The sequence below is a fragment of the Robiginitalea aurantiaca genome (assembly GCF_030380815.1).
GTDB lineage: Bacteria > Bacteroidota > Bacteroidia > Flavobacteriales > Flavobacteriaceae > Robiginitalea > Robiginitalea aurantiaca.
This window is the reverse complement of record NZ_JAUDUY010000001.1, coordinates 445,755-471,461: the sequence shown is the minus strand read 5'-3', so window position 1 is coordinate 471,461 and position 25,707 is coordinate 445,755. Positions and strand designations below refer to the sequence as shown.

24 protein-coding genes, 1 tRNA gene and 1 riboswitch are annotated in these 25,707 nt (G+C 39.0%); of the genes, 12 read left to right on the top strand and 13 right to left on the bottom strand.

Translation table 11 applies throughout. The features are described from left to right. Positions 1 to 13: 13 nt before the first annotated feature. The 5 genes from QU605_RS02055 to QU605_RS02035 form a co-directional block, all read right to left on the bottom strand. Positions 14 to 277 (bottom strand): hypothetical protein, encoded by a 264-nt coding sequence (locus QU605_RS02055; protein WP_289723593.1) that lies wholly within the window; start codon positions 275 to 277, stop codon positions 14 to 16. A gap of 50 nt (positions 278 to 327) precedes the next feature. Further along, positions 328 to 420: riboswitch (SAM-I-IV-variant riboswitch) on the bottom strand. A gap of 259 nt (positions 421 to 679) precedes the next feature. After that, positions 680 to 2,737, bottom strand: coding sequence for a hypothetical protein (locus tag QU605_RS02050; protein ID WP_289723592.1), 2,058 nt, complete (start codon positions 2,735 to 2,737; stop codon positions 680 to 682). A 9-nt stretch (positions 2,738 to 2,746) separates the two neighbouring features. Beyond that, the gene (locus tag QU605_RS02045) at positions 2,747 to 3,823 is read right to left on the bottom strand and encodes a 3'-5' exonuclease (protein ID WP_289723591.1); all 1,077 of its coding nucleotides are present in this window, start codon (positions 3,821 to 3,823) and stop codon (positions 2,747 to 2,749) included. Positions 3,824 to 3,980: 157 nt separating this feature from the next. After that, complete coding sequence (locus QU605_RS02040) at positions 3,981 to 5,183, bottom strand: coiled-coil domain-containing protein (protein WP_289723590.1); 1,203 nt, start codon at positions 5,181 to 5,183, stop codon at positions 3,981 to 3,983. Between the two features lie 58 nt (positions 5,184 to 5,241). Further along, complete coding sequence (locus tag QU605_RS02035) at positions 5,242 to 5,979, bottom strand: hypothetical protein (RefSeq protein ID WP_289723589.1); 738 nt, start codon at positions 5,977 to 5,979, stop codon at positions 5,242 to 5,244. A 181-nt stretch (positions 5,980 to 6,160) separates the two neighbouring features. Here QU605_RS02035 and dcm point away from each other — a divergent pair, with 181 nt between their 5' ends. Beyond that, a complete protein-coding gene (dcm, locus tag QU605_RS02030) occupies positions 6,161 to 7,477 on the top strand; it encodes a DNA (cytosine-5-)-methyltransferase (RefSeq protein ID WP_289723588.1) in 1,317 nt (438 codons plus the stop codon). Here the strand turns inward: dcm and QU605_RS02025 are convergent. Next, complete coding sequence (locus QU605_RS02025; RefSeq protein ID WP_289723587.1) at positions 7,454 to 7,888, bottom strand: very short patch repair endonuclease; 435 nt, start codon at positions 7,886 to 7,888, stop codon at positions 7,454 to 7,456. The two genes, dcm and QU605_RS02025, sit on opposite strands and share 24 nt — an antisense overlap. An 81-nt stretch (positions 7,889 to 7,969) precedes the next feature. Here QU605_RS02025 and QU605_RS02020 point away from each other — a divergent pair, with 81 nt between their 5' ends. After that, positions 7,970 to 9,142 (top strand): type II restriction endonuclease, encoded by a 1,173-nt coding sequence (locus QU605_RS02020; protein ID WP_289723586.1) that lies wholly within the window; start codon positions 7,970 to 7,972, stop codon positions 9,140 to 9,142. Between the two features lie 122 nt (positions 9,143 to 9,264). On the opposite strand, the gene QU605_RS02015 is transcribed toward QU605_RS02020, so the two are convergent. From QU605_RS02015 to QU605_RS02000, 4 genes are read right to left on the bottom strand one after another with little or no spacing between them, the layout of a single operon-like run. Then, positions 9,265 to 10,080, bottom strand: coding sequence for a DUF6339 family protein (locus tag QU605_RS02015; protein ID WP_289723585.1), 816 nt, complete (start codon positions 10,078 to 10,080; stop codon positions 9,265 to 9,267). A gap of 5 nt (positions 10,081 to 10,085) precedes the next feature. Further along, positions 10,086 to 10,952, bottom strand: coding sequence for a hypothetical protein (locus tag QU605_RS02010; RefSeq protein ID WP_289723584.1), 867 nt, complete (start codon positions 10,950 to 10,952; stop codon positions 10,086 to 10,088). Continuing rightward, complete coding sequence (locus QU605_RS02005) at positions 10,949 to 12,892, bottom strand: hypothetical protein (RefSeq protein ID WP_289723583.1); 1,944 nt, start codon at positions 12,890 to 12,892, stop codon at positions 10,949 to 10,951. The genes QU605_RS02010 and QU605_RS02005 overlap by 4 nt, the downstream gene beginning before the upstream one ends. 9 nt (positions 12,893 to 12,901) lie before the next feature. Then, on the bottom strand, positions 12,902 to 13,126 hold the full coding sequence (locus QU605_RS02000; RefSeq protein ID WP_289723582.1) for a hypothetical protein: 225 nt from the start codon (positions 13,124 to 13,126) through the stop codon (positions 12,902 to 12,904). A gap of 290 nt (positions 13,127 to 13,416) precedes the next feature. On the opposite strand from QU605_RS02000, the gene QU605_RS01995 reads away from it, so the two are divergent. From QU605_RS01995 to QU605_RS01965, 7 genes are all read left to right on the top strand, one after another. Next, the gene (locus tag QU605_RS01995) at positions 13,417 to 13,887 is read left to right on the top strand and encodes a hypothetical protein (protein WP_289723581.1); all 471 of its coding nucleotides are present in this window, start codon (positions 13,417 to 13,419) and stop codon (positions 13,885 to 13,887) included. Between the two features lie 9 nt (positions 13,888 to 13,896). After that, positions 13,897 to 14,910: an HNH endonuclease gene (locus tag QU605_RS01990; RefSeq protein ID WP_289723580.1), complete on the top strand. Its 1,014-nt coding sequence runs from the start codon at positions 13,897 to 13,899 to the stop codon at positions 14,908 to 14,910. After that, positions 14,907 to 15,272, top strand: coding sequence for an HIT family protein (locus QU605_RS01985; RefSeq protein WP_289723579.1), 366 nt, complete (start codon positions 14,907 to 14,909; stop codon positions 15,270 to 15,272). Before QU605_RS01990 ends, QU605_RS01985 begins: the two co-directional genes overlap by 4 nt. A gap of 99 nt (positions 15,273 to 15,371) precedes the next feature. Continuing rightward, a complete protein-coding gene (locus QU605_RS01980) occupies positions 15,372 to 15,713 on the top strand; it encodes a nucleotide pyrophosphohydrolase (protein ID WP_289723578.1) in 342 nt (113 codons plus the stop codon). Beyond that, the gene (locus tag QU605_RS01975) at positions 15,710 to 17,398 is read left to right on the top strand and encodes a DUF2075 domain-containing protein (RefSeq protein WP_289723577.1); all 1,689 of its coding nucleotides are present in this window, start codon (positions 15,710 to 15,712) and stop codon (positions 17,396 to 17,398) included. The genes QU605_RS01980 and QU605_RS01975 overlap by 4 nt, the downstream gene beginning before the upstream one ends. Before the next feature lie 172 nt (positions 17,399 to 17,570). Further along, the gene (locus QU605_RS01970) at positions 17,571 to 18,221 is read left to right on the top strand and encodes a hypothetical protein (RefSeq protein WP_289723576.1); all 651 of its coding nucleotides are present in this window, start codon (positions 17,571 to 17,573) and stop codon (positions 18,219 to 18,221) included. 42 nt (positions 18,222 to 18,263) lie between these two features. Then, positions 18,264 to 18,578, top strand: a complete 315-nt coding sequence (locus QU605_RS01965; RefSeq protein ID WP_289723575.1) for a hypothetical protein — start codon at positions 18,264 to 18,266, stop codon at positions 18,576 to 18,578. A gap of 108 nt (positions 18,579 to 18,686) precedes the next feature. Here the strand turns inward: QU605_RS01965 and QU605_RS01960 are convergent. Beyond that, positions 18,687 to 18,770: transfer RNA gene (locus tag QU605_RS01960), tRNA-Leu, on the bottom strand. 145 nt (positions 18,771 to 18,915) lie between these two features. Here QU605_RS01960 and QU605_RS01955 point away from each other — a divergent pair. The 3 genes from QU605_RS01955 (at position 18,916) to pth (ending at position 21,229) form a co-directional block, all read left to right on the top strand. After that, positions 18,916 to 19,857, top strand: coding sequence for a ribose-phosphate pyrophosphokinase (locus QU605_RS01955; protein ID WP_289723574.1), 942 nt, complete (start codon positions 18,916 to 18,918; stop codon positions 19,855 to 19,857). Positions 19,858 to 19,877: 20 nt separating this feature from the next. Next, positions 19,878 to 20,519 (top strand): 50S ribosomal protein L25/general stress protein Ctc, encoded by a 642-nt coding sequence (locus QU605_RS01950; protein ID WP_289723573.1) that lies wholly within the window; start codon positions 19,878 to 19,880, stop codon positions 20,517 to 20,519. Positions 20,520 to 20,662: 143 nt separating this feature from the next. After that, entirely contained in the window at positions 20,663 to 21,229 is a 567-nt protein-coding gene (gene pth / locus QU605_RS01945) for an aminoacyl-tRNA hydrolase (RefSeq protein WP_289723572.1), read from the top strand. Here pth and QU605_RS01940 read toward each other — a convergent pair whose 3' ends face one another. After that, positions 21,230 to 21,916, bottom strand: a complete 687-nt coding sequence (locus QU605_RS01940; RefSeq protein ID WP_289723571.1) for a hypothetical protein — start codon at positions 21,914 to 21,916, stop codon at positions 21,230 to 21,232. Beyond that, on the bottom strand, positions 21,913 to 25,698 hold the full coding sequence (locus tag QU605_RS01935) for a zinc-dependent metalloprotease (RefSeq protein WP_289723570.1): 3,786 nt from the start codon (positions 25,696 to 25,698) through the stop codon (positions 21,913 to 21,915). The genes QU605_RS01940 and QU605_RS01935 overlap by 4 nt, the downstream gene beginning before the upstream one ends. Between the last annotated feature and the right edge of the window lie 9 nt (positions 25,699 to 25,707).

The window sequence follows — 25,707 nt, the reverse complement described above, 5'->3', positions numbered from 1 at the left end:
ACCATTTATTTGATTATGGATCCGGAAAAACATTATGCTTTCCGGTTAGACTGATCATATCGTCTTTCAGAAGAACAGGACTTTTTCCAAACCGTTTCAGAAATATTTTACGCAATGCGAGGAGCTTTAAGGCTTGCGCATGTACACCTACAATACCAATCTGGACTTCTCTGTTATATTGAGCCAACAAAGAGTCGTTAGATAGTAATTCAAACTTTTTAAAGTACTCTTTAAAACTCTCAGGGTCGCCTGGACGAGAAATAAACAGATATTTCATAACACATCTTTTTTGAGGTTTGATGCATCATGATCAGAATGTAAATAGTGTAGAGATCATTTGTTTTGACTGACTGTCCACATTCTGAACCACCGTGGCTTTTGTGCTCGGTTGGTACGCCTAAAGCGTTCCTGATGTAATTATGACGCTAGAATACAAACTTTTTGCAGCTCTGTCAAAACAGTTCGTTATGTTGAGATTTTATTTCGATCAAATGAGAAATCAAGTGCAATAAAGAGGATTTAAGATCTTCAAATAATCCTCTTCGGACAATACCGGATATTATCGGGAAAAATTAAAGCAAGTATTTTGTATGACTTAACTGTTCAATTATTGTTGAACTAATTAAATAAGTTATATCTCATTTGTTATAGAAAAAAATTAAGATCTTTTTTTGAACAACTAACTGTCCGTCTTTCTGGATAAGAAGATTTCTAATGTTTTTGTAGCCGCCTCAATTTTTTTGTTTCCAAATCCTTTAAGACGTTCACTGGCCTTGTTACTTTTTTCTTTCAATAGATGATTCTGGAAATTACTTACTATTGTATCGTTATCAACAAAAATTACCGTGTTATCATTACTGGCTTTTTCATAAGATTCCATAATAACATCTAACCAATCTGGATGATCTTGAAACTCTGATTGAATTAAGGATTCAAAACTATTTTCTGATTTTATCTCCTCTTTAGCATCTTTAAAAGAAATTTGACTTTGAGCTTTTTGTTTTTCAGAGCCCGGTGTATCAGAATAATCCCAGTTCACGGTTTTAAGAGGTCTCTCAGAAACATCCTCAGAGTTCAGGTATTTATCTATTTTGACTGATGATAAGGAAGACTGTCCGGAAAGGGATGCTGAAAACTCTGCTAATGTCGTCGGTAAATCAAGATTTGCAGCAATTGGGGCCAGCTGCACTTTTGAAAGATTGGCATATCCGTATAAAATCCCCCAAATCATATATGCATAACGGAAATTGAAAAATTTATTTTTAACCATGTAATCATGGAGTTTCTCAATGTCAGAATGCCTGGAAAGGACAAACGCTAATGCTTGTAGTGATATTTTATCCGTTTCACTTATTTTGAATGGTAAGCCTACGGTTGTAATTCCTTTATACAAATTCTGCAAGTAACGATGGTCATCTTCTCCATGATTCTCAATTGTTTTAACAGTCTTGCCAATTTTCGTCAATATTGACTTTAGATTTTGTGATATTTCATCTGAACTGGAAATTTCCACATATTGGATTAGTTCGCAGAGAATGACATTCAGGTAATCGTTTTCAATTTTGTTTAGATCAGAAAAATTGAATTCCAGACTTTCTTGAAAATCAGAAGCCTTAAAAGGAATTTCGTCATAAACATTCTCTCTTGCGTGCTGATTTTCAATTTCATTAAATTTTTTCTGAATCATCGTTTTATCGGTATTCAGACGTTCTTTTAGCTGGTTTAGTTTATATTGACTTGGTTGATTTAAAAATTCGGTGGCAAAAGAATTTAAAATGTCCAGCAAATCACTAATAGAGAGTACTTCCGGATGCTTGGTCTTTAAAAAATTTTCAACTAGTTGATAAAGGCTGATTCCTCCTTCCTTATAACTATGTTCCTTTATGAATTGGATTTCTACATCATTTAAACTGAAAGATTCACTGATTTCATTCTCTAAACTATTGTTCTCAATGGTGGAAAGAAGTGTTTTAATTTTCTGCTGAAGACCTCTTAGTTCATTTATCTCCCGCTGTATATTTCTCTCGGAATCATGAGGTAATTTATTTATCTTACCATGACTAAATTGAGAGAATTCGTTAATGAGAACTGAAAATGTATTTATGAATTCCCGAAAATAATTTTTACTCTCGATTAATTCTGGAGATGTTTCCCTGATCCATCCGGCCGCATAACCATAAACTAACCCCTTTATTCTATTATTATTTCTCTCTCGTTCTAATTCATCATATGGAAAGGTGCTTATATCTTGGATATTATTAATGATAGATTCGCTCCACTTTATTTTGTCAATTTGAGTTTCTCCAAGAAGATAAATCCTGTTTTGATATTCATTACTGTTCTTTACCTCCAGGCTCCGTTTCGTTCCTGCAATAAGCTTTTTCCTCTCTTCGAGGGTATTGACAACAAAAAAGCATTCAATCCAGTTTATGTAAACCACCTTTGGAATCCTGTATAGTACAAGATCACCAAATTTAAAAACTGAATTCTCTTCTATATATTTCTTTGGAATTCCTATATACAATGGAAATTCTTCACGCTCAGTTCCGTATATTTCAAATTCGGGTATTTTGGAATATGCCAGGAGAGAATTAAGAAAAGGGTTTGCCTCAACCGACTCTGATCTTTTAAATCCAAACCCCCGCTTCTCATAAAAGGCTCTTGGTGATATTGATTCGGAAGCCAGAATGTTGTTAAAATTCAGGCTATTTGTTGGTATAAAGAAGTAAGATTCCATAGCAATAGTTTAAAAGGGTAAATCATCTTCTTCCTCAGGAGTCTGAGAATAACCCATGGGCTCCTCATTTTTTTGAAATAAATTGTCTGGAATCTCTTGAAGAAAAGGGGGCAATAATCCTGAAAAAAGCACAATAAGATCCTGATAGGTTCTTGTCATCGCCACGTACAATGGCTTTTTCTGTTTTAATGTAATATTATCTGAAGAACAATAGGGTATAAACACTGCTTCAAATTGAAGTCCCTTGGCACTGTGATAAGTCATTAGCTTAGGATTATCACTATGAAAATTCAAATTAAACTTTGTATTGTCTGGCCAGGAAATATCATACTTGGATTCAACTCGAAACTGTTTGTTGCTAAAAAACTTATCTGCATATTTAACATGTTTATTATCAGGAAACAAAATACCTACATCCGTATACCCTTCCGAATCAATTATTTCCATTATTTTTTCAAGCTGATCATCCTGAGAATCGGTTTTGATTAATAAAGGCTTGTTTTGTCCCTCTTGGGTACATCTGCTTTCGATGTTATCTCCATCAGTATTTAAATACTGTGCTACGCGTGCAATCTTTTTTTTCAAACGATGGTTTCGCACCAAATTCTCCATAGGTAGTTGAGTGTGAAACGCAACCTGCTCCATTGTCATTAAATTATCTTTAAGTCCCGAATAAATTTGTTGGGCAGAATCACCAAACAAAATGAAAGCCTTATTAGCTGCCCGCTGCATTTCCAGTAATTCATCTTTACTGAAATCCTGAACTTCATCTATAATTATGTAATCTGCTCCGGCCTTGGAAAGATTATGTTTCCATTTATAATAATGAACAACACGACTGTGCTCTAAACCAACCTCATCAACTCCGTCATTAATGAATTGTCTGAGTGCTTTAGTATAGACTATAAAGTAATAACTTCCTATTTCTGTATCCTCTATTTCTCGAGCCTTCCATAAAGCCAGGACAGTCTTTCCGGACCCGGCACATCCTTTGACTACAAAAGAATTATTAATTTTCTTTTGGATTATAGGAATCTGAAAATCATCTAATTCAGATTCATTAATAAACCAAGCTTCCTTTGACATAATGTATATAATTTTAAACCCAAATCCCTGAAGTGTAATATTCTATGTTCTCATACACTAATCAGGTAAAATAGAAATACGTGTCAGAATAATTAAAACATATTAAATGCAAATCCGTTTCTGGTCTCAAATAAAGTACCAATCCATATTTTTCCCTCTAATCAAAATATTCTTTGTTTTCTTCAATCCATTGAGATAAAATATCATTCGCTTTGCTTTCAAAAAAACTCTTGCTGAGTGGTTTGTCGTTTTCGACAATAAATTTTCCCGTCAACTTCAAATTTTTCCTTATTGTTACCGGACTTTGTTTTATATCCCAACCTTTTGAAGAATGTGGTCTTGGACCAAAAATTAGATAATCGTATTTATTCCCTTTAATATGATTCAGCACCGGAATACTTTTAATCTTTTCGTAATTCGTTGCAGCAACGTGGATATTGCTCTTTGGCAGCTGAACATTTAATTTTTCTTCAAACACATTTTGAAATATTTTTCTGATATCGGCACGGGTAAGTGAACTGTGACCAAGAACATATAAATTCAGTTCTTTAATTAGCTCATCCGGGGTCGATTTAGTAGTTGACTCGGGTAAATCAAGGTTTTTGGCATTAATTATCTGAATATTTTTCTGATACTCTCTTTTGGCTTCTGTCAGCTCTTCCCGGGATTTTCTTTCTACTTCTTCAATGCGTTCTTTATAATACTCTTTTTGCTTTTCCAGATCTTCCTGGAGACGCTGGATTGAGTTTTCACTTTCATTTATAACCCTCTCCTTTTCAGAAAGTTTCAGATTCAATTCATTCAGCTCTTCATAATTTAAGTTTTTCTTATTTATCAGGCCGGATATATCCACCGATAAATTCTTGCTTATCGTAGAGAAATGTTTCAACATTTTATTTGATTCTTCCTGTGTTCTGGTCATCAAATTTTCTAATGAAGAAAGTTGCTCTTTAAAATATTCTTTGTCTTTTTCCAGAACATTTCTCTGATTATTCAGTATTTCCCTTATTTCCTCCAAATATCTTTTCTCCGCAGTCAAAAGATCATTAAACCCATTACTTACTTCTTTCGATTCCTTTTCCTGGGGTTCTGGAGGGCTGACTTTTTCAGATTCCTGGAAAATTTTACGAAGCAAATCCTTTGGAGGTTTGATAAGTTTCTTTTCATCAGCAAAAGGAAGTCTGAATAATGTTGTGTAATAATTACCATCTGAGGCGGGATGCTTGGGATTAGTGTAGAATTTAATTGGTTCGAGGTCATTACTTCTAAGACGGTTTACAACCTCTTTCAAAGCCTCCTCTGAAGCATCACTTATGCACAAGTAGGGATAATAACGTTCAATGTCATAATAGAGTTTCATTGAGCTACATATAATATATTAATAGTAATTAATTTGATTTTACTGTATTGTCACTAAATCATTGTTTTGGTAAATATTTACTTATCTTATCTCGTTCCTCATTTGACATCTGTCCAAATGGCTTTCTTCCCTGCACCTGGAACAGAACATGAGTTACTTTATCAGATCCTAAGGAGAAACTACTTCTCAACAAAGGTTTTCGACCATTTAAATCCAATTGTTCCCAAGAATTTAACTCTGGAAATTTGATTTTATTTTCAAAACCGCTGGAAGCTGAGTAAAGAACAATCTCCGGAGCTAATATTTGAATAAGTTTATGCCATGTTCTGACCCCAAAACTTTCCAGTTTACTTCGATTTAACTCGGATAACTTTGACCACGTGGGATCAGTTGCAAAGGGACTACCAATGTCTGTGTGTAATGCAGTATTAACACCATTATAAAAGGAAGCATTAAATGAGTTTAATATTCTTTCAAAACTTGGGTTGAACCATTTTTTGTAAGGGTTTTGCCTGAAATATTCGTTATATGAGTTAATCAGACTCGAAACTGTTCCCCGGTACGAAGGAAAGCGATACCCCGGAGAAGCCACGGAATAACTTGTTGGAATGAATTCTGCTAAAGATGGATTTAATGCAACGGTAACAATTTTTCTTTCAGACTTAAGATATCTCTTGTAATTACCAAACCAAAGAACAGGAACCGAGTTGGTGATTATAAAATCTTCATTTTTTATCCGTGCAAACTCCGAAACTACATCCTTAATTAAGTCTTTTAGAGCAAAACTTGATTCCAATATGATTTAAAATTTTTATTATAAGTCATTTAATATAGGAATTAATTAAAAATTTTAATTCTGAATTACAAATTCATGATGAGTTATATGTTAGTAAAATAATGACAAAAAAATCTACTGAAGTCATATTATTTTTTAACTCTTAATATATTGTCGTGAATAAAAATTGGCCTGCTCTATCATGGATATCCTAAAAATAGCTGAGAAACTCAATGATCATATTCTTAAGGATAAGTATGCTGATGGTGCTGCTGCTTTCACCCACTATACAAATGATTTGAATGATAAAGCTCAAATTATCTACCGCGAAAACTCATATGAATTTGTTCGCGATGTTGCAGAAGAAATTGGGTACAAGGAGGAGTTAGACACCGATCATATAAAACTTATTATAGATGAATATCTGAAAAACCATAAATTTCAACCTTCTTTTCCCTCTCGGCAAAATTCAGATTTCACCTTTATAGACCTGTTTGCAGGAATAGGAGGTTTTCGTCTTGCCATGCAAAAACATGGCGGTAAGTCTGTTTTTTCATCAGAATGGGACCGATATTCAAAGAAGACATATCTGGCCAATTATGGAGAACTTCCTTTCGGAGATATTACTAAAATTGATGAGGAGTCAATCCCTGATCATGAAATCCTGCTAGCCGGTTTTCCCTGTCAACCTTTCAGTTTAGCAGGAGTATCTAAAAAAAATAGTTTGGGCCGTAACCACGGATTCCTGGATGAAACTCAGGGCACTTTGTTTTTTGATATTGCAAGAATTATTAAGGAAAAGAGGCCTAAAGCATTTATTCTTGAAAATGTAAAAAACCTGAGGTCTCATGATAAAGGCAGAACATTTGCCGTTATATTGGAAACGCTCGATAAACTTAATTATCAGGTTTCAGCGGATATTCTTGATGCCAAATACTATGTGCCTCAGCACAGGGAAAGAATATTCATTGTTGGCTTTGACAGGAATACGGTCAGCGCGGATGTGAAATTTTCATTCCCGGAACAGGATAGTGATCCGGTCCAGCTCATTGATTCGGATGTCTTGTCACCAGTGGTGGATAAAAAATATACCCTGTCTGATAAACTATGGGGTTACCTGAAGGCATATGCCGAGAAGCATCGGAAGAAAGGAAACGGTTTTGGATTTGGCATGGCAGATCCATATGGGGTTACTAGGACGCTTAGTGCACGCTATCATAAAGACGGATCAGAGATTCTTGTTTCTCAGGGCAACAAAAAGAACCCAAGAAGACTTACCCCGGAAGAGTGCAGAAGGCTTATGGGTTTTCCTGAAAACTTTAAAATAAAAGGTACGGGTGTGTCTGACACCCAGCTGTATCGTCAGTTTGGTAATTCAGTAGCTGTTCCTGTGGTAGAAGCTGTGGCCGGTCGGGTTATAGAACACATGAAGAATAATCTTATTACATCAGAAAATATGCGTGAGACTGAGGTGAACGAGCCAATTGTAGAAGATTCAGAACACAGATTTACGGCCTGATCTTTTCAACTCACTTATTAATTGATTCAGGCGTTCCTCGCGAAAACCAGGTTTAAGTTCACATTCCCAGACGGTAATGACACTCCAGCCCTGATCACTTAGGGCTTTTTTATTTTTTATATCCCTCTCCTTATTTGACCGTAATTTTACCTCCCACCATTCTTTTCTTGTATCGGGTAGTTTAAAATATTTGCAGTCCTGATGTGCATGCCAGAAGCAACCGTGAACGAATAACACGGTCTTATATTTTTTAAAAACAAGATCAGGGTTTCCCGGAAGTTCTTTTTTATGAAGACGATAGCGAAAACCATGGCCATGAAGAAATTTCCGAACGATCATTTCGGGCTTTGAGTCCTTTGAGCCGATTTTGCTCATGTTATATGAACGTGTTAACTTATCGTGAACATCCATAGTGTAAATATTAGTAAATCCAATCAACATACAAGATTAATTATGTAGATTTTAGGAGTAAATCAACATTGCATAAAATTCATGGAAATACTCACCCGAGCTATAAATTCTGTACAAAAATCAAAACTGGCATTCAGTAAGTTCATTACAGCAAATGATGTTGGGGATACAGGCAGCCATCAATATGGATTTCATATACATAAGGGTGCATGGAATCTTTTATTTGATAAACCAGGAGAGAAAGGGAGCAATAAAGATCGATTTGTGACCATAAATTGGCAGAATGAATTTGAGACTGACAGCAGGTTTATTTACTATGGAGTAAAGACACGGAATGAATACAGGATAACGAGATTTGGCAAGGGATTTCCTTTTCTTGGGCCAGATAATGTTGGAGATTTGCTGATTCTATCTAAGATTGAAGAAGACTATTATGAGGCCTTTGTTCTCTCATCAGATGAGGAAATTGAAAATTTTTTTGAGGCTTTTAATATTTCTTCTAATGAGACCAATGCGATTATTCCAAAACAAGGAGTATTTACGGATTTGTTTGGACTCGAGAATTGCTTCATAGATTATATAAGAAATTTAAATGTTGATTTTCCTAATACCTTCGAACTGGCAGATGCCGCCAGAAATTGCTATGTAAATACTTTTGGGTTAAATGGAGATAAGATTAAGAATAATCCGGACAGAATTGTTATTAACTGGCTTGAAGCCGAATATGATCTTTTCAAACTAATAGAAAACGATAGATATTCTCATCTTATTAAGAAGCCATTTTCATCTGTTGAAGAGCTTGTAATTATTGCTAATTCAATCCTGAACAGACGAAAGAGCCGCGCCGGTAAATCCCTTGAACATCACTTAGAGAAAATATTTAAGGTCTCCAATCTGGAATTCGAAACCCAGGTAATTACTGAAAACAATGAGAAGCCGGATTTTATATTTCCCGGAGGAGATGCCTACCAGAATATAAATTTTAATACCTCTAAACTTAAGATGCTTGCATGCAAGACCACATGCAAGGACAGGTGGCGTCAGGTTCTTAATGAAGCCGACAGAATTCCGGTCAAACATTTATTTACCCTGCAACAGGGCATATCCGAAAATCAGCTTGATCAAATGAAAAAATACGGTGTGAAATTGGTTGTCCCTAAGGAATATAAAAAAAGCTTTCCAGTCAAACACCGACCTGATTTACTAACCTTATCTGATTTCATAAACGAAATCCGAGGTGTTCAATCTGTTTAATTGGTTCACTACAAACGTCTATTATTTGAATTTTTTGACAGAAATAAGAATGTTTATACATGACCTATAACCTAATATTAAAACAGGAAAATAGGGAGGTCCAAAGAGTAAAAATTTGTAGTTTAACCTTCAGAGACAAGGACATCTTTTTCATTATACGAATTCAGAAGACTTTCTATATTCTTTTTAATTTCTTCTTTGGGAATCATTGAAAGTAAGGAAACTCCTCCCAGGTTATTTAAATCTCTCAAAAGCACCTGTATTGTTTTACTGGTATTATATCCAAACGAATCACGGTTTTCAGCATAGGTTTCAAGTATTGCGAACCGAACATTTTCATACGTTCCCATGGTACGCTCCAAAATGGAAGTTATAAAATCTTGTGATTCGCACATGGCCTTTGTATGCATCCATTTCCTGTCCGGATCCGATTCAGCTTTCTGAACAGTAAGGTGGGCGATCCACCACAAACGTGCAACACCATTTCTTGCTCTGATAGCCTGGGAATTTCCACGATAAAAAAACCGGTCATTAATTTTTCCAAAACTTATAGTCGTATCTTTCATCCATCGGTCCACCACATATTTATGGCAAAACTCATGTGTCATACGCGTCCAGAGACGTTCATCATTTGCCTCAAATGGTGTGAGGCCTTCAAAGGCAGTGTAGATTATTCTGGCATTTTCAAAATCATAAGAACCCTTCCCGTCAGTCTTGAGATTCAAGCGTAATCCGTCACTTTCAAATCCCTCCCGAATAAATAAGTCATCATCAAGTGAATATTCACCAGACTTTATCTTTTCCAATCCAAGTCTGTTTATAAGTGATTCAAAATTTCTGGGATGCTTATGATAATCCTCTTTAACATTGTCATACTCATCTTTTAGCCTGCGGAACAATTGATCACAGGATTCTTGTGAAAGTTTTTTGATTTTCATAAATATTAACTTAACTCTTTAAAGAAGGCCTTAAGTATAGGCAACTGATAATCTGATGTTTTTTCCCCTATTAGATTTTTTAGATAAAGCTGCGCACATTCAAATGCACTATAATTCCTGTTGGCAAAATCAGGGAATTCCTGATTTAAGAAATCCGCCCAGTTATAACTATCTATCAATTCTTCAAACCTGTCATCCTCTGAAGCTGATTTCATTACCTGGAAAGCCTGAGTAAGGGCCGGCAGAATGATAAGATTAAGAAATGTGAGTTTCTTGTTTACGGACAACGTTTTTATTATATCCAGGTTTCCTTCAGAGTAAGGATAGTATACAGTTATTTTCTGGTCCTCTGTATCAAAATACATCGGAAGATCCGGTTCATTCCTACGTGCAAATTCGAAAAGACCTGAAGCTCCCTGTATGTATGAATCCTTAAGTGTAATCCGCTGTGAACCCGCGAATCCCAAGATATTTCCTTTCTTGACCTTGAATATACCATGGTTCTCTCCAAGGAAATAATCAGGATTAAAAGACTGATCTGTATATTCATTAATATCCGTAAGGGCGACCAGAAAAACTTCAATATTTAAAGCATTTGCAAAATTACTAACCGGAAGTATTATGTGCTTTCTGTCATATTCTGTATGACTGTAAAGTGTTGAAGGACAAACAATTTTATAAACCGTAGTTACCATTCCATTATCATACAACTTTGCGATGTAATCATTTGTAATGGTAACGCTTTCTTCAACAAGATGCAGCTCATCTTCTGAAATATATACTTTTGGCTGAACTTCAAAGAGTCCTTCTGTAAAATCCTCAGGTAGTCCCAGGGCAGGGTAGGGTAAGGAAAAATTTTTATCAGTTATCATTCGAAATCAATTATATTAAGTGCACTTCTGGTATTTTCTTCCATAACTATATCATAAACAAGAGGCTTGTCATCAGTAGCCATTAGTCCTTTAATGCGGTATGATTTAACCTCATTTTTCTTGTTAAAAATCGGTTCAATATCATGATTACCCTTTTGTGAGTTAACAGAAATCAGTTTAGAGCTCATGGGGGTATCCTTTTTACCTGAGTCACCGTGCTGACCAATCAGCATATCAAATGAATCCAGATTTTCACCCGAATGGACGACCAATTTATAATGATTACGCCCAGCAGAACTATGGTCTACAAACGACCTGACCTTTACTATTTGCCTTAGTCTTCTATTGGTTTTATCAGTTGAGCTGCCTGCTCCTCCTCCTTCACTTCTTTTTTTGCGTTTACCTGAGCGGGATCCCTCACCTCCTTCACCTGTTCCGACGCCACGGCCTTCACCAGTTCCCTGGTCAACGTCTTCAAGGTTGTTTATCTGGGAGTTGCGCGTGGAAGAATTGAAGTTAATCTCAATATCCAATTTCGGAACATGTTTTCTGAAACTCTCCTTTTCAGTTTCTTTTTGTTCTCCGCTGCCACTTCCGGTTTTTATTCCGAAAAGACTTCCAAATAACTCATCAATAAAATCAACATTAGTTACTTCCTGTGTATACTTGGATTTAAGTTCCCGTATAATCCTAAGTCTGAATTCCCTTAAATCCTGAATAACCTTTTTCCCATCCGATACAGTGACATTCCTGACCTCTTTTTTTGCAATCAAATCAGGTAGAAACTGATCATGCTTATGTGGTTCCATGGCCCCAAGTATCTCATTACCTCTTTCATTATTACAATACATAACTCCTGCCACACTTACCGGCAAACCTCCCCGAACAGGTATTGTCTGAATTTTCATTCCATCTCTTAGAAAAACTATTCTGTTCGGTAAATTATCGTCACCATTAGCTTCCATTAAATAGTACTCGACCTCTCCGATTTTATGAATTTCTTCGGTTTCATGTATCTGTGCCAATCTGTGAGCACGAATAAAGTGAATTGGATTTTCATCAGAGGTATCATCTTTAAACAGCTCTTCTACTTCCCTTTCAAAATTTTCGAAAGAAAGTTTATAATCATTTAAATGAACCTCAAGTAAGTCCTTTTCAAATAGTAGCCAGTAGTTTGTCAGGAATGCCCTTTTTACGTTATCAACCCAGTCATCACCTGTCTCAGCTGCCAAAACAAACTGACTCAGCCCCGGTTCATCTCTGCGAAACACCTCAGGTATTTCATCATAGTTGTCAACCAGGGATACGTTATCACCTGATTTTCTTCCATAATATATTCTGTTCTGACGCTTAACACCTGTTTCATCTTTATAATGCCCCAGCTTACTAATTCCTTTAAACTTAAACTCATTCCTAGTATTCAGAGAACTGTAAATGACTGTCTGTATAGCAGAATATCCGAATACAGAATTCTTACCTATGCCATGATTTCCAAGTGAATCTGATCCGGATTTCTTTGAAACATTTTCATCATTGACACAAGCTTTGAACGTACCTTCAGTGTCATCTCCCTCTAATCCGGATGTATTAAAGTCTTCAAAAGCAAAAACACTTAGAGTTTTTCCTTTAAGATGTTTTTTAGCCGTTTTGAAAAAATTTTTGAACTGATCTCCCTTACTGTTCCAATAAGCCTCCATCATGTTCAGCTTTTGTTCAAAATCATGGAAGTTTGGAAAATCAGATTTATCCATTTCGAATGACCGTACTCTGATACGTAATTTGGCTTTTCTGTCTGGCCTCGCATCCAGTGAATTTTGCGTTAATTCCTTTACTAGAGAATCATGAACATCACCTGAAAAAGTGAGTATTGCAGCTGTTCTGGGACCTTCATCAGAATTAACATCTAATTCCTTATAAGAGTAAAATTCCGGTTGTGCCATAAGATTGGTTTAAAATTTAAATTCTGAATTGTTTTTCATCAGACCCTTTTCAAAAGATTTCTTCAGAAGTTCAAGCCGTGATTTAATAGCCCCATACATTTTATCCACATCCTCTTCACTATACATATAATTATATGTATTAGAGCATTTTTCTAGACTATCGAGAGCTTTCAGTACTTTATTTACTCTGGGGCCTGCAACTCTCACGAAACGATCTCTGTTCTCCTTTGACATTTCTTTTATTTACATATAGCATGCAATATAGAAAATAAATGCTTATTATACACATATTTATGCTTATATGTTCAAATAAATCGATTAAATGAGTTCAGCCTAGAATATATCTACGAAATATGTTTTAAAATATGACTGTTTTTACAAAGTAATATTCCGATTTCTAGGTTTGCTTTATCGTTCCTTTGGCAAATTTTAAGTAGATTAATCATAAATAATGATAATTAATTCAGCTGTTCAAGCGTAATCTTGATTTTTAATATTTACTTTTTCTTTAATTAATAAAACCTTTGGCAAGAAGTCACTCTTATACAATTACAATTGAAAATAATTATTCAGAAAAAGAAGGGATAAAATTTCTTCTGGAATCTGACCAAAACTTCATTAATCCTGATAAGGAAAGTCGAAAATTAATAATGAATCTACTGAATATCGACAAAAAATATTCAAGGGCCTTTGATCTTGTTCTGATACCAGGACATACTAATCTTGAAAAGATTATTCAGTTAGATGATCCAGCCGACGTGATCTTAGTTGAGCTCAAAACAACGAAAAAGAGGTTGGTAAATAATCCCAGAGGTTTCTTTTTTGGTGCAACGGAAAATGAATTCAATCTTGCACGAAAATTAAAATCCCAATATTTATTTTGTTTTGTTTCTCTGCACTCTGAATCCAGAAGCTACAAACTTCTGTCACTTGAAGAACTGAATAATATTATCAAGACTAAGAGAATTCAATATCAAATAAATCTAAAAAACTGATTTTAAATTGTGACCCGGAGCGGATTAACTTCACTTGATGTTTGGAAAGCAATTATACTTTATGGGCTAAACAATGCTACTTATAAAATGGGCTTGGCCCAGACCCTACTTCAATTAACAAGTCAGGATAAAACGGAAGTGAGCTGGATAGAACTTAGCCAGACCTTTTTTGAAAACTATCTAGAAAGAATTAACAATTCCAATTTGCCTCAGCAGGCTAACCCTTCCAGAAGGACAGTTATGGAAAGAATCGTCAATTCATACAATTTAGGCGAAATAAACAGATATCAGGCGATTGAAAGAGTAGGTCAAGAGGCTTTTAATGATGTTATACCAAGATTTCACAATATCTGGCGACATGCTAATCTTTTGAACGAGAAATTTTATCATTTCGATTTCGGAAAGAAGTTATACTTAAGAGATGAAATCCATCTGATTAATGAAAGGGAGCAAAAGGTTCTTATGGATGAGGTGGAAACAAGATGGAGTCTTCTTGAGGGAGCCTTCAAACTCAGCCATGAGAATTGGGATCTGGCTAACGATATCAGAGAGATCTATCTTTCACAGGGATCTTCCAAAAGAATCAATCTGACAGACAATATACCTTTTCTTTCAGCATATCAGGGTAATTGTTGTTTCTACTGTGGAGAAGAAATTAAAGATAGTGATATTCATGTCGATCATGTTTTACCCCGTCAATTTATTCAGCATGATGAGGTGTGGAATCTTGTTCTGAGTCATAGTCTTTGTAACCTAAATAAAGATGATGCACTGGTAGGTCCACATTACGTTGCAAAACTTATTATGAGAAATGAAAATATCATGGGAAGTAATCATCCATGGAAGTATAAGATTTCTGGAGCACTTGGTTCAAACAAGAAAGCAAGGAATAAATCTTTGAAAAATCATTATGAAAATGCCAAAATAGTTCTAAATCATCGTTATTGGGAGTCCAGCCCTTCATATAATAGAGAGAATGATTTATTCTTTAAAAGACTAATAACCAATCTCAATAATCCATGAGTGTATTCTCTTCTCTAAATAATAGGACAAAAGTATTTACAGGTAATCATTTCTTCATAATAAGGGACGGATTCCCTGTTTCACCAGGACATTTATTGATTATAAGTAATCGGGAAGTTCAGGATTACTTTGAATTAAAAGAGGATGAAAAACTCGAACTGATAAAAATGATTGACCGATGTAAAACATTAATTGAGTCCGAATTTAATCCTGATGGATATAACTTGGGAATGAATTGTGGCAAGGCGGCCGGTCAGACGGTAATGCATTTTCATTTTCATGTGATTCCGAGGTATAACGGAGATATGGATAATCCAAGAGGAGGAATAAGGCATTGTGTTGACGGAAAGGGATATTATTAACTAATACGAGTATAAGTTTTACAACAGCTCCAATAGATTTACAATTTCAGATATGTTATACGCATTCATTTCATACCTTTAATTTTATAGATTCGAGAAATGAAAAAGTATCACCTGGTCATAGAAACTTTGAAGAAATTCCGTGATGATCGGGATTGGAAAAAATTTCATGACACCAAAAATTTGGCTTCGGCCATTTCCATAGAGGCGGCTGAATTAAACGAACTTTTTCTTTGGAAAACTATTGGCGAGTGCGAAGAAGAAACAGATCTTGAAAAACTAAAGGAAGAACTGGCAGATGTTCTGGCCTTTTCATTTTTACTTGCCGACAAACACAATCTGGATCCATTTCAAATAGTCCTCGATAAGATTAAACTTAATGCCCAAAAGTATCCCGTAGAAAAAGCAAAAGGCACGGCAAAAAAGTATACAGATCTATGATTAATGATTTCAGTAGTTCCATTGAAATCTATTCTTATAAATTCTCGCAAAAAGGATCAAAGGAATTTTTCCTGAATCCTTTTATGGCTAATTCCTGGCCCGTTGTTTACATCATAAAGAATGACGCTAGCCGTGAGGCATATATAGGGGAGTCTACGAACGCCATTAACAGGATGAAGAACCATTTATCCAACAATGATCGAAAGCGCTTAAATGAAGTGGTTGTAATTGGTTGTGATAAGTTTAATAAATCAGCTGTCCTGGATATTGAGTCATTACTTATTGGCTACATGGATGCGGATAAGAACTATACCCTACAGAACGGAAATGCAGGTATGGTTGATCATAATTATTATCAAAAGTCTATTTATCGGAATTTATTCAAAGAGGTTTGGGAAATGCTTCGTTATAAGAAGTTTGCCAAAAATCCTATAGATCGTCTTGACAACTCTGATTTCTTTAAATATAGCCCATATAAAAGCTTAACAGTAGACCAGCATAATTCACTGCTGGAAATACTGAACCAAATCAACGCCAAAGAAAGGAACACCATTTTTATAGAAGGCAGTGCAGGAACTGGTAAAACGGTACTAGCGGTGTACTTAATGAAGTTAATAACTACAGATATCCAAGATCATAATATTGACGATTCCGATGAAATATACTCAGAACAACTAAGCCGAGTAATAGAGTTTAAAAAGAAATATCCCCAACCAAAGGCAGCATTAGTCGTTCCAATGACCTCTTTAAGAAATACCCTTAAAAAAGTATTTAGAGGGGTAAAAGGGCTTGCTGCAAATATGGTCATCGGTCCTACAGAAGTTTCCCGAAATGAATATGATATTCTTCTTGTAGATGAAGCACACCGTTTGAGGCAAAGGATTGGACTTACAAGCTATGGCAGCTTTGATCAGGCAAATAAATTGCTTGGCTTTGATAAGTACCAGGGGACAGAGTTGGATTGGATATTAAAACAGTCCAAAAACCAGATATTCTTTTACGATGAAGATCAATCTATAAAGCCAACTGACATAGATAAGGAACGGTTTCAAAACTTAAAAACCAGGCACGACCAAAACATCACTCTGGTTTCTCAGCTCAGAGTAAAAGGAGGAACTGATTATATCAATTTCGTGGATGATCTTTTACATTGTCGATTAGAAGATGGAGATGGACCATTTGAAAGTGAGCACTACGAATTGAAGATATACTCTTCATTAAAGGAAATGCATAAAAATCTTCTAGAAAAGGAAAAGCAATATGGTCTTTGCAGAATGTTAGCAGGATATTCTTGGCCATGGGAATCAAAGAATAATGAGAGTGCTTATGACATTGAGATCGATGGAATGAAATTTAAATGGAATACTACCAACAACGATTGGATCAATTCCGAAAATGCGATAAACGAAATTGGCTGTATCCACACTTCGCAAGGTTATGATCTAAATTACTGCGGCATCATTTTCGGGAATGAAATAAAATATAATCCTGAGACCAATGAAATTGAAATTGATGCTTCAGAGTATTATGACAAAAAAGGGAAACAAGGAATAAAGAGCCCTGAGGTCTTGAAGGAGTATATCATCAATATTTATAAGACCATGATGTTGAGGGGTATCAAAGGAACCTATATTTATGTTTATGATGAAAACTTAAGAGAATCTTTTAGTCAAATTATAGATTAAACAGACAAGCTCCTCGAATTATAATTAGAGTGGTTGCAAATATCCTCTAGTCGAAACATTTAATTGTCTTTTGGAATAATTTCTCTCCTAGTTTGGGGCCATTTAAGTCATCAATATAAATCTCTCTATACTCCATTAAATGTTCTTTCATTCTTACCTTAAATTCATCGTTTTGAAAAAAAAGATGATAAATACGGAAGTTTTCCAAGTAACACAGTATCAGATTTCAAGAGCTTTGAAATTCTGGGACCTACTGATTAAATATTTAATGCTCTCAGGATTTAAAGTAGGTCATAAACAGTACTATGGAACTGTAGCTATCAAAGAGGGTATTGAATTACCAGTAAGGGTAAGGGAGAAATGTCGTAGAGTTCGCATAAATGACAATAAATGGGGATTTTCAGAGCTTGTACCTACAGGTACATTAATTTTTAAATTAGATACTTTACGTTCAAAAGAGTGGGAAGACACAAAAAACAAACCTCTGGAACAGAAGATACCCATCATTGTAAAATACCTGGAAAAAAAAGTTCAGGAAGAGATAAAATTAAAAGCTGAAATTAAAAGGAGGAATCAGGTATATGAGGCAACAAAGAAGGCTCAGGAAGAATTACAACTCAGAAAACAGGTTGAAGAAAAACGATTAAAAGATTTAATTTCAGAATGTGAAAATTGGAATAAGGCTAATCAGCTAAGAAATTACATAAATGCTGTCAGAATTAGCGACTTTAAAAAACGATTTAATTCACCTTTAGAAAAGAGAAACTGGTTGGAGTGGGTCAATAAAAAAGTTGATGAAATTGATCCTCTGATGGGCGGTTAAGTATTATTTATAATCTGATTCTAACATTAAAAAGAAAAACGCATGAAGAGAAACCTGTATACTAAAGATGAAATTACTTTGTGCACCTATATAGCGCGACTCGGAAGAAATGAATTTGATGAACATGATATTCACAAACTGAAAAAAAGATCTGTTGCATCAATAAAAATGAAAATTCAGAATATAGCTTCAATGCTCGACGAAGAAGGCTACCCAACTGATAATAATGTGTCCAAATTAACAGGAAAACCCCCTGGAGAAAAAGGAAGAAGAACAAATTGGGATATTGTGCGGAATCTCACTGTTTTGAATAAGCAAGAATTCCTGAGTCTTTGCCAAAGAATTATCAATATTTGAGATAGTCCCCTGTTCCTTATCCATTACAAGTAAAATTTTTTTTGTACTATTCTTGTACTATATAAAACATAAAACCCTCCTTAACAAATAGTTAGGAGGGTTTTTAAGTACCTCGGGTGGGAATCGAACCCACACGATATTGCTATCACTGGATTTTGAATCCAGCGCGTCTACCAATTCCGCCACCGAGGCATAATGGGTTTGCAAAACTAAAAAATAATTTCATTCACAGACCCAAAATCCCCCCGAATATGCTTTAGCAACTCAAATAATTGTCTAAATTTGCACCTCCTTTGAAATGAGGGAGTTCGCGAACGATTAACATCACTTAAAGGCAATGTCCTACACGGTACCGGAACCAAAAATATTCGCCTGCACGCAAAGCAGGGCCCTGGGAGAAGCCATCGCTAAATCCTATGGTGCGGAATTGGGTAAAGTTATCATCTCCCGTTACAGCGACGGAGAGTTCCAGCCTTCCTATGAAGAATCCATTCGAGGAGCCCGAATTTTTGTCATAGGCTCTACGCATCCCGGCCCGGAAAACCTCATGGAAATGCTCTTGATGCTGGATGCTGCAAAAAGGGCTTCAGCCCGTCATATTACTGCCGTTATGCCTTACTTCGGATGGGCGCGACAGGATCGAAAAGACAAACCCAGAGTTCCAATCGCGAGTAAGTTGGTCGCAAAAATGCTGGAAGCAGCCGGGGCAACGCGAATTATAACCATGGACCTGCATGCAGACCAGATTCAGGGCTTCTTTGAAAAACCGGTTGACCACCTGTATGGTTCAACCCTCTTTTTACCCTATGTGGAGCAACTAAAATTAGACAACCTGACTATTGCCTCCCCAGACATGGGAGGTTCAAAGCGGGCATACGCTTACTCCAAGGCATTAAGAAGCGATGTCGTCATTTGTTACAAACAACGCTCAAAAGCCAATCAGATTTCACATATGGAATTGATTGGGGAGGTAGAAGGTAAAAACGTCGTTTTGGTAGATGATATGGTCGATACCGCAGGAACCCTTACCCGGGCAGCTGACCTGATGATAGAGCGCGGGGCACTAAGCGTTCGGGCCATTACGACCCATGGACTGCTTTCTGGAAACGCCATCGAAAAAATCGAAAATTCAAAGCTGGAACAGCTCATTATCACGGATTCCATTCCGGTAGATACGACCAGTGAAAAAATAAAAGTATTGAGTTGTGCGGATTTATTCGCAGACGTGATGCACCGGGTGCATCACAACACCTCAATATCTTCAAAGTTTATACTTTAGAATTTTAATTAAACATCATAATGAAATCAATTACAATCAAAGGATCAGAAAGAGAAAGCGTGGGCAAGAAATCGACCAAAGCCTTACGTAATGCTGGAAAGGTTCCTTGCGTGATATACGGAGGGGAAGCACCATTGCACTTTTCAGCAGATGAATTGTCGTTCAAAGATTTGGTGTACACTCCAAGCGCCCATACGGTGATTGTCAAGATGGAAGACGGCACCAAAGTACGGGCCGTTATGCAGGATATCCAGTTTCATCCGGTAACGGATCGAATCCTGCATGTGGATTTCTATCAGTTGTTCGACGATAAACCAGTTACTATGGAGATACCTGTTCGCCTGCTTGGGAATTCCCCCGGGGTGCGAAACGGTGGACGTTTGTTATTCCGCAAAAGAAAATTGGTTATCCGTGCCCTGCCTGATAATCTGCCTGACTTTTTCAACGTGGATATTTCAAAACTGAAAATCGGAGATAACATTTCCGTTGAATCCCTGAAGAATGATGATTTTGCCATCCTCCACCCGGATGGTACGGTCGTTGTGCAGGTTAAATCAGCTCGTACAGCCATTGTGGTTGATGAAGACGAAGACGAAGAAGGTGCAGAAGAAGGTGCAGAAGAAACTGCAGCTGAGGCCCCTGCCGAAGAATCTAACGAATAGTTCGTTTAAGCTTAACTATGAAAGCACTCTTACCTGTCCTGGTGAGGGTGCTTTTTGTATTTTAGTCAAAATCGTGAATAGTGTATACCTGGTTGAGAAAATGGGTTTTCCAAAAGCAGCCTGAACCCGAAGCGATTGATCCCATGAAGAAATATCTGATTGCCGGCCTTGGTAATATCGGTAGTGAATACGTCGGTACGCGACATAATATCGGATTTCAAATCCTGGATCACCTTGCGCAGGATGCCTCTGTTGATTTTGAACCCGATCGGCTGGGGGAAGTCGCGCGGATCAAGAAGAAAGGGCGCATCCTGATTTGCCTGAAACCGTCCACCTATATGAACCGCAGCGGAAAGGCGGTTCGCTACTGGATGGAGAAGGAAAAGATTCCACGGGAAAATCTACTCGTTGTTACGGATGACCTAAACCTGCCCTTCGGAACACTGAGACTCAAAACCAAAGGCAGTGACGGAGGCCACAACGGATTAAAGGATATTCAAACTGTGCTGGGCCATACCTCTTATTGCCGATTCCGTTTCGGTATTGGTTCGGATTTTGACCGGGGCAGACAGGTGGATTATGTGCTGGGAACCTGGAGTGATACTGAACTCGAGACTATGCCTGAGCGGCTGAAACGGAGTACAGAACTCATTCATTCCTTTGTCTTCGCCGGTACAGCCATTACCATGAACACCTTTAACGGCACCTGACTACAACACCCGGAAAGAATTCAGGCTGGAAAGTGAACTATTGCCCTGAGCGTCCAGGGTCAGGATTTGCCAGTAATATACCTGTCCGCTGATTACCGGTACGAGGAGGGATTCCGAATCCGGGCCCAGTGTAGCCACGGAAGACAGCGCCTCGGCATCCGTCCCCAGAAATACCTCACAGGACTCCTGGTCATTTTCGGGATCCGCGAGTTCCCATCCCAGGAGTACATTTCCATTCTGATCGGAAAACAGGGAGCTCCCTTCTTCCGGCTGAAGTATTCTGGCAGGGAAAGGTGGATAGGAGATCGAAGCTCCTGCATTGTAAAACTGCCAAAGGCTACTGGCCGTTTCTTCCCCGCTGGACTGATTGATCGCCCTTACCTGCCAGGAATAGGGTGCGCCTTTCTCCAGGACGAGGTTTGTACTCAGTGATGACGTTACCCGCCGCTGACTCGTAGCAGAACCCAGAAGGGTGACCTGAATCTCGTACCGGCTGGCATTGGTGGCCGCTTCCCAGGTAAAGGTGACCTCACTTCGATCTCCCGACTGGGGTACTCCTGTTACACAAAGCGAATTATTTTCAGGAAAGACCAGCTTCACCGCCCCGGGGGTAGTATTTGAAGATCCGTCTTTACTGCAGGCAACCAAAACGATCAACCCGAATAGGATGAGCAGGCACTTTTTCATTTCCTGAATACTTTACGTGAAAAAATCAAACCCCCTTGCTGTATTTCAAAAAGGTACAGGCCTGTAGGCAGGCCTCCCAGATTCAAACGCACCTTGCCCGATTCCGGAGGTAATTGCAGGTTTCGAACCAATATTCCCGAGGCATTGAAAACTTGAATACGCACAGGAGTATCGGCCTGAGGTACACGAATCTCCACCTGGTCCGTAAAAGGGTTGGGGGCAATCAATGGACCCGTCGTTCGAAAATACGTCTCTTCAAATGCGCCTTTACACGCCGGAACACCTTCCACAACTAAACGGTTTAAACCCGTTTTCAGGCTGAGGGTCAGCAAGGGGCCTTTAACCTCCTGTCGCTCCCCATTCAACGTAACCACAAAAAATTCCGACCCTTCAAGGAGTAAGGAAACAGAGGATAAATCTGGCGCCGGATTTGAGAACACACTAATCGGATCCGGGCTGTCGATACGGACTTGAAAACACTGCGATTCATAGGTATTGGAGCCATCCGTACCTTTTAGGCAGACCTCATAAGATCCTGCTGCCAGATTTCCGAGTTCATAATTCCTGACAAAGCTGTCGCTGATATCTGTTCCGCTACCCTTAACAGTCACACTGTAATCAAAGTCTGAAAGGGCTTCAACACCGATCCGCCCATCTGAGGATCCGATACACTCCTCGCTGAATAGTGTAATGTTGAATTGTGAATCAGGGAAGCGAAAGACCTCACACCCGTTCGCATCCACTTCTGCCCCTTCAGGGGTTCCAAGGCAAAGATCATCCCCATCGTCATAAACCCCATCGCCGTCGGCATCTGGTCGCAAGGCGCCTTCCACACATAATTCCAGGGAGAAACCGTTTAAACTTCCCCCATCCGCCGGGGCCGTATCTTCAATAGTGAGCACCCACTCCCCAAAACTGGACTCCCCTGAAAAGGCGCCGAAAGAACCAAGAGGCCGGACAATACCGGATATGGCCGGGTTGTTACCGCAAATAAACGGTGGGGCTTCAGAGTCAAAAATGGCTGAGATATCATTTGCTTCACCGCATGAATTGGATAGAATGTTTACGGTAGTGCCGGAGGGAGAGGTTAGATTGATCACTAAATCCGACACAAAGGAATGTTCAATATCCAGGGTGACGCGTACGCCAAGGACAGGTCGGTCATCGGCTATCGCAATGACAGACGAAATTGTTGGTGTACCCACAGAACTTATCGTTATCGGCAGGTTGGGTGCATCGGCGATTCTGCACTCAGAGGTTATCGTAGTGAAACTAAAAGGGGCTGAAAATGTCCCTTCTCCACATTCGGTAACCGAACGTATCCGCCAGAAGTATTGCGTATTGTCCTCCAGCAGCCCGGGCTGATACCTGTTGCGGTATACCCGTATGGCTGCGATAGGATCGCTAAACGAAGGCTCGGTAGCCAGTTCGAGATCATAGGCGGAAATCAGAGGATCCTGTTCCCATTGCAAAACGGGTTGCAGGTTAACATCCAAAGCAGCGTCCTCCGGGAAACTGAGTACCGGCTCGCCAATTACGGGATCCGAAATACGCAAGGTCAGGGGAACGCTGATTGAAGTTTCCCCCTCCACACCCCGTACTTCAAAGGGGTAGATCCCGGGGGGTGCCAAATCGGTATCCGTAATCGAAAGCTGTATTAAAGTCCCATCCGCCTGGGCCGTGTCCATAGACAGGGCAGCTGTAACCTCAGTTGGAAGGCCACTAACCTCCAGTGCTACAGGGTCACTGAAACCTCCGAAAGTTTGGTATGCAAAGTCAAAAACTGCCTCCCCACCCTGGCAAATTTCCTGCTGAAGCCCATCGAAATAAAGTAAAAATGGCTGCTCATTCAATTCAAAATCACTGCTGTTGACCGCAAAGAAAATATTGTCTGATGCCCGCACCATAAACCTTCCAAGTGGGGTGAAAATTCTGGGGATCTGTACTTTGGCAGATCCCAGATTAGGCAATTGTTCTGCAATTTTAATGGGAAAACTAAGACCCCCGTCTGCGGAAAGGTAGATATCGACCAATTGTGAATTGATTGGGCCTCCATCCGTTTGGGCGACATCCCAGTTTACCGACTGCACACTACCCATGGAATAAGATTGAGGTGTGCCCTGGGAAAGCACGCGAAAAGGCCCTGCCTCTTCTTCCACAACCACCTTTACAAGGTCTGAATTTAACTGGCCACCGCCGGCTGCATTATCGCGGACAGTCAGGGCAAAATTGAATTCACGCTCAACGGTTGCCACGGTTTCCCATGCCGATCCGGTCTCCGGATTTGTCTGCGTGAGGTCCCCTGTAATGACCCTGCTGAGTCTTGGGAAATACCGAAGGGAATCCACAGTGGGCCTGAGGGATCTGAAATTGGATCCGGCTGCATTTTCAGGTCCAAAATTCGTGTTGCTGACCACTCCGTCATCTATTTGTTCCCAGGCATAGGTGAGGATATCCCCGGCATCCGGATCTGTGGCCGTACCCGCCAGCACAAATGCCGTACCCAAAGGAATATGGTAATCAGGAAGGGGGGTGATCTCCGGAGGGGTATTGGTCAAAGGCGTTGTTGTTGCACATGTTGCAGATACCACATACTGACTGATCTGCAGCACGCTGTAGTAGTGAAAATAATCATCGCCTGAAGGTTGTACGTCGTTTTGCTGCGTGATTCCGGCATACCCCATAATTGTCGTCCCGCTCCCGGGTTCTGCCTGTACTCCGGTTCCCTCACTCTGGAAAGACCAGGTATGATTCGCGCCAAACTGATGCCCCATCTCGTGGGCGACAAAATCGAGATCAAACCGATCCCCTTCAGGATTGGGCGTAGACGCAAATGCACTTCCCTTTCTTGTATCGTTGCAGACCGACCCTATAAATCCTGCATTTCCGTTTTCTGCCCCCTGATGAAAGAGATGTCCGATATCGTAGCCCTCGGGGCCAATGCGCTCTGTAAGTACGGCCTGTACTTCCGCACTAAAATTTCCTCCAAACGGATCGGTATTAGGGTCTGTATAGATGACCTGATCCGTATCTGGAATCAGTTCGAGTCCAATGGCCAGATCGCGCTCAAATACTTCGTTGACGCGGGTAACGGTGGCGTTGATTGCCGCAAGGGCATCCGCAACTGTTCCTCCATGGTATTCTGCGTATTCTCCTGTAGTCGCCACGGCGAGCCGATAAGTCCTCAACAACTGGTCATCTACAAGTTTAGCTGCACTGGCTTCCGGCAAGCTCTTTGAGGTTTTTGAATCTGTTTTGCATTTCCATCCATCGAGAGCCGGCTCGAGCTCTTCCCTTGAAAATAAAAGGTAGGTATCCCGTCTGCCGGGATCGGGTTCTAAATACAGGGTGCTGGAGGTTTTCGTATTTACAATCATCCCCTGCAAGCCTTTATGAGAAAGGCTAAAGCGGATATGCATAGGTTGCCCATCCAGGGCATAACCGATATACGAGCGAATACCGGGGTATCGTTCCTGCAGGGCTTCAGCCATAACAGATCGCTCAGAAACTTTGAATTTTAAAGGCTTACCATTGGTTGTTGGAAATGTGAGTACGACGGATGTCTGGTTGGGGGACTGCAATTTCTGCAACTCCTCCCGGAGTATGGACTCCCGTAGTGAGTACGCCCGACCCGCCTCATTTTTTATGCCTTGTCCGGACAATGTAGCCCGGTCTGGACTCATTTGGCGTTGCTCCCAGTAAACACCGGCCTCCTGTGCGAGGGACGTAATGCAGAAAAAAAATAAGGGAATTGAAAGAACAAGACGTAACTTTGTCTTCATCAACCGGCA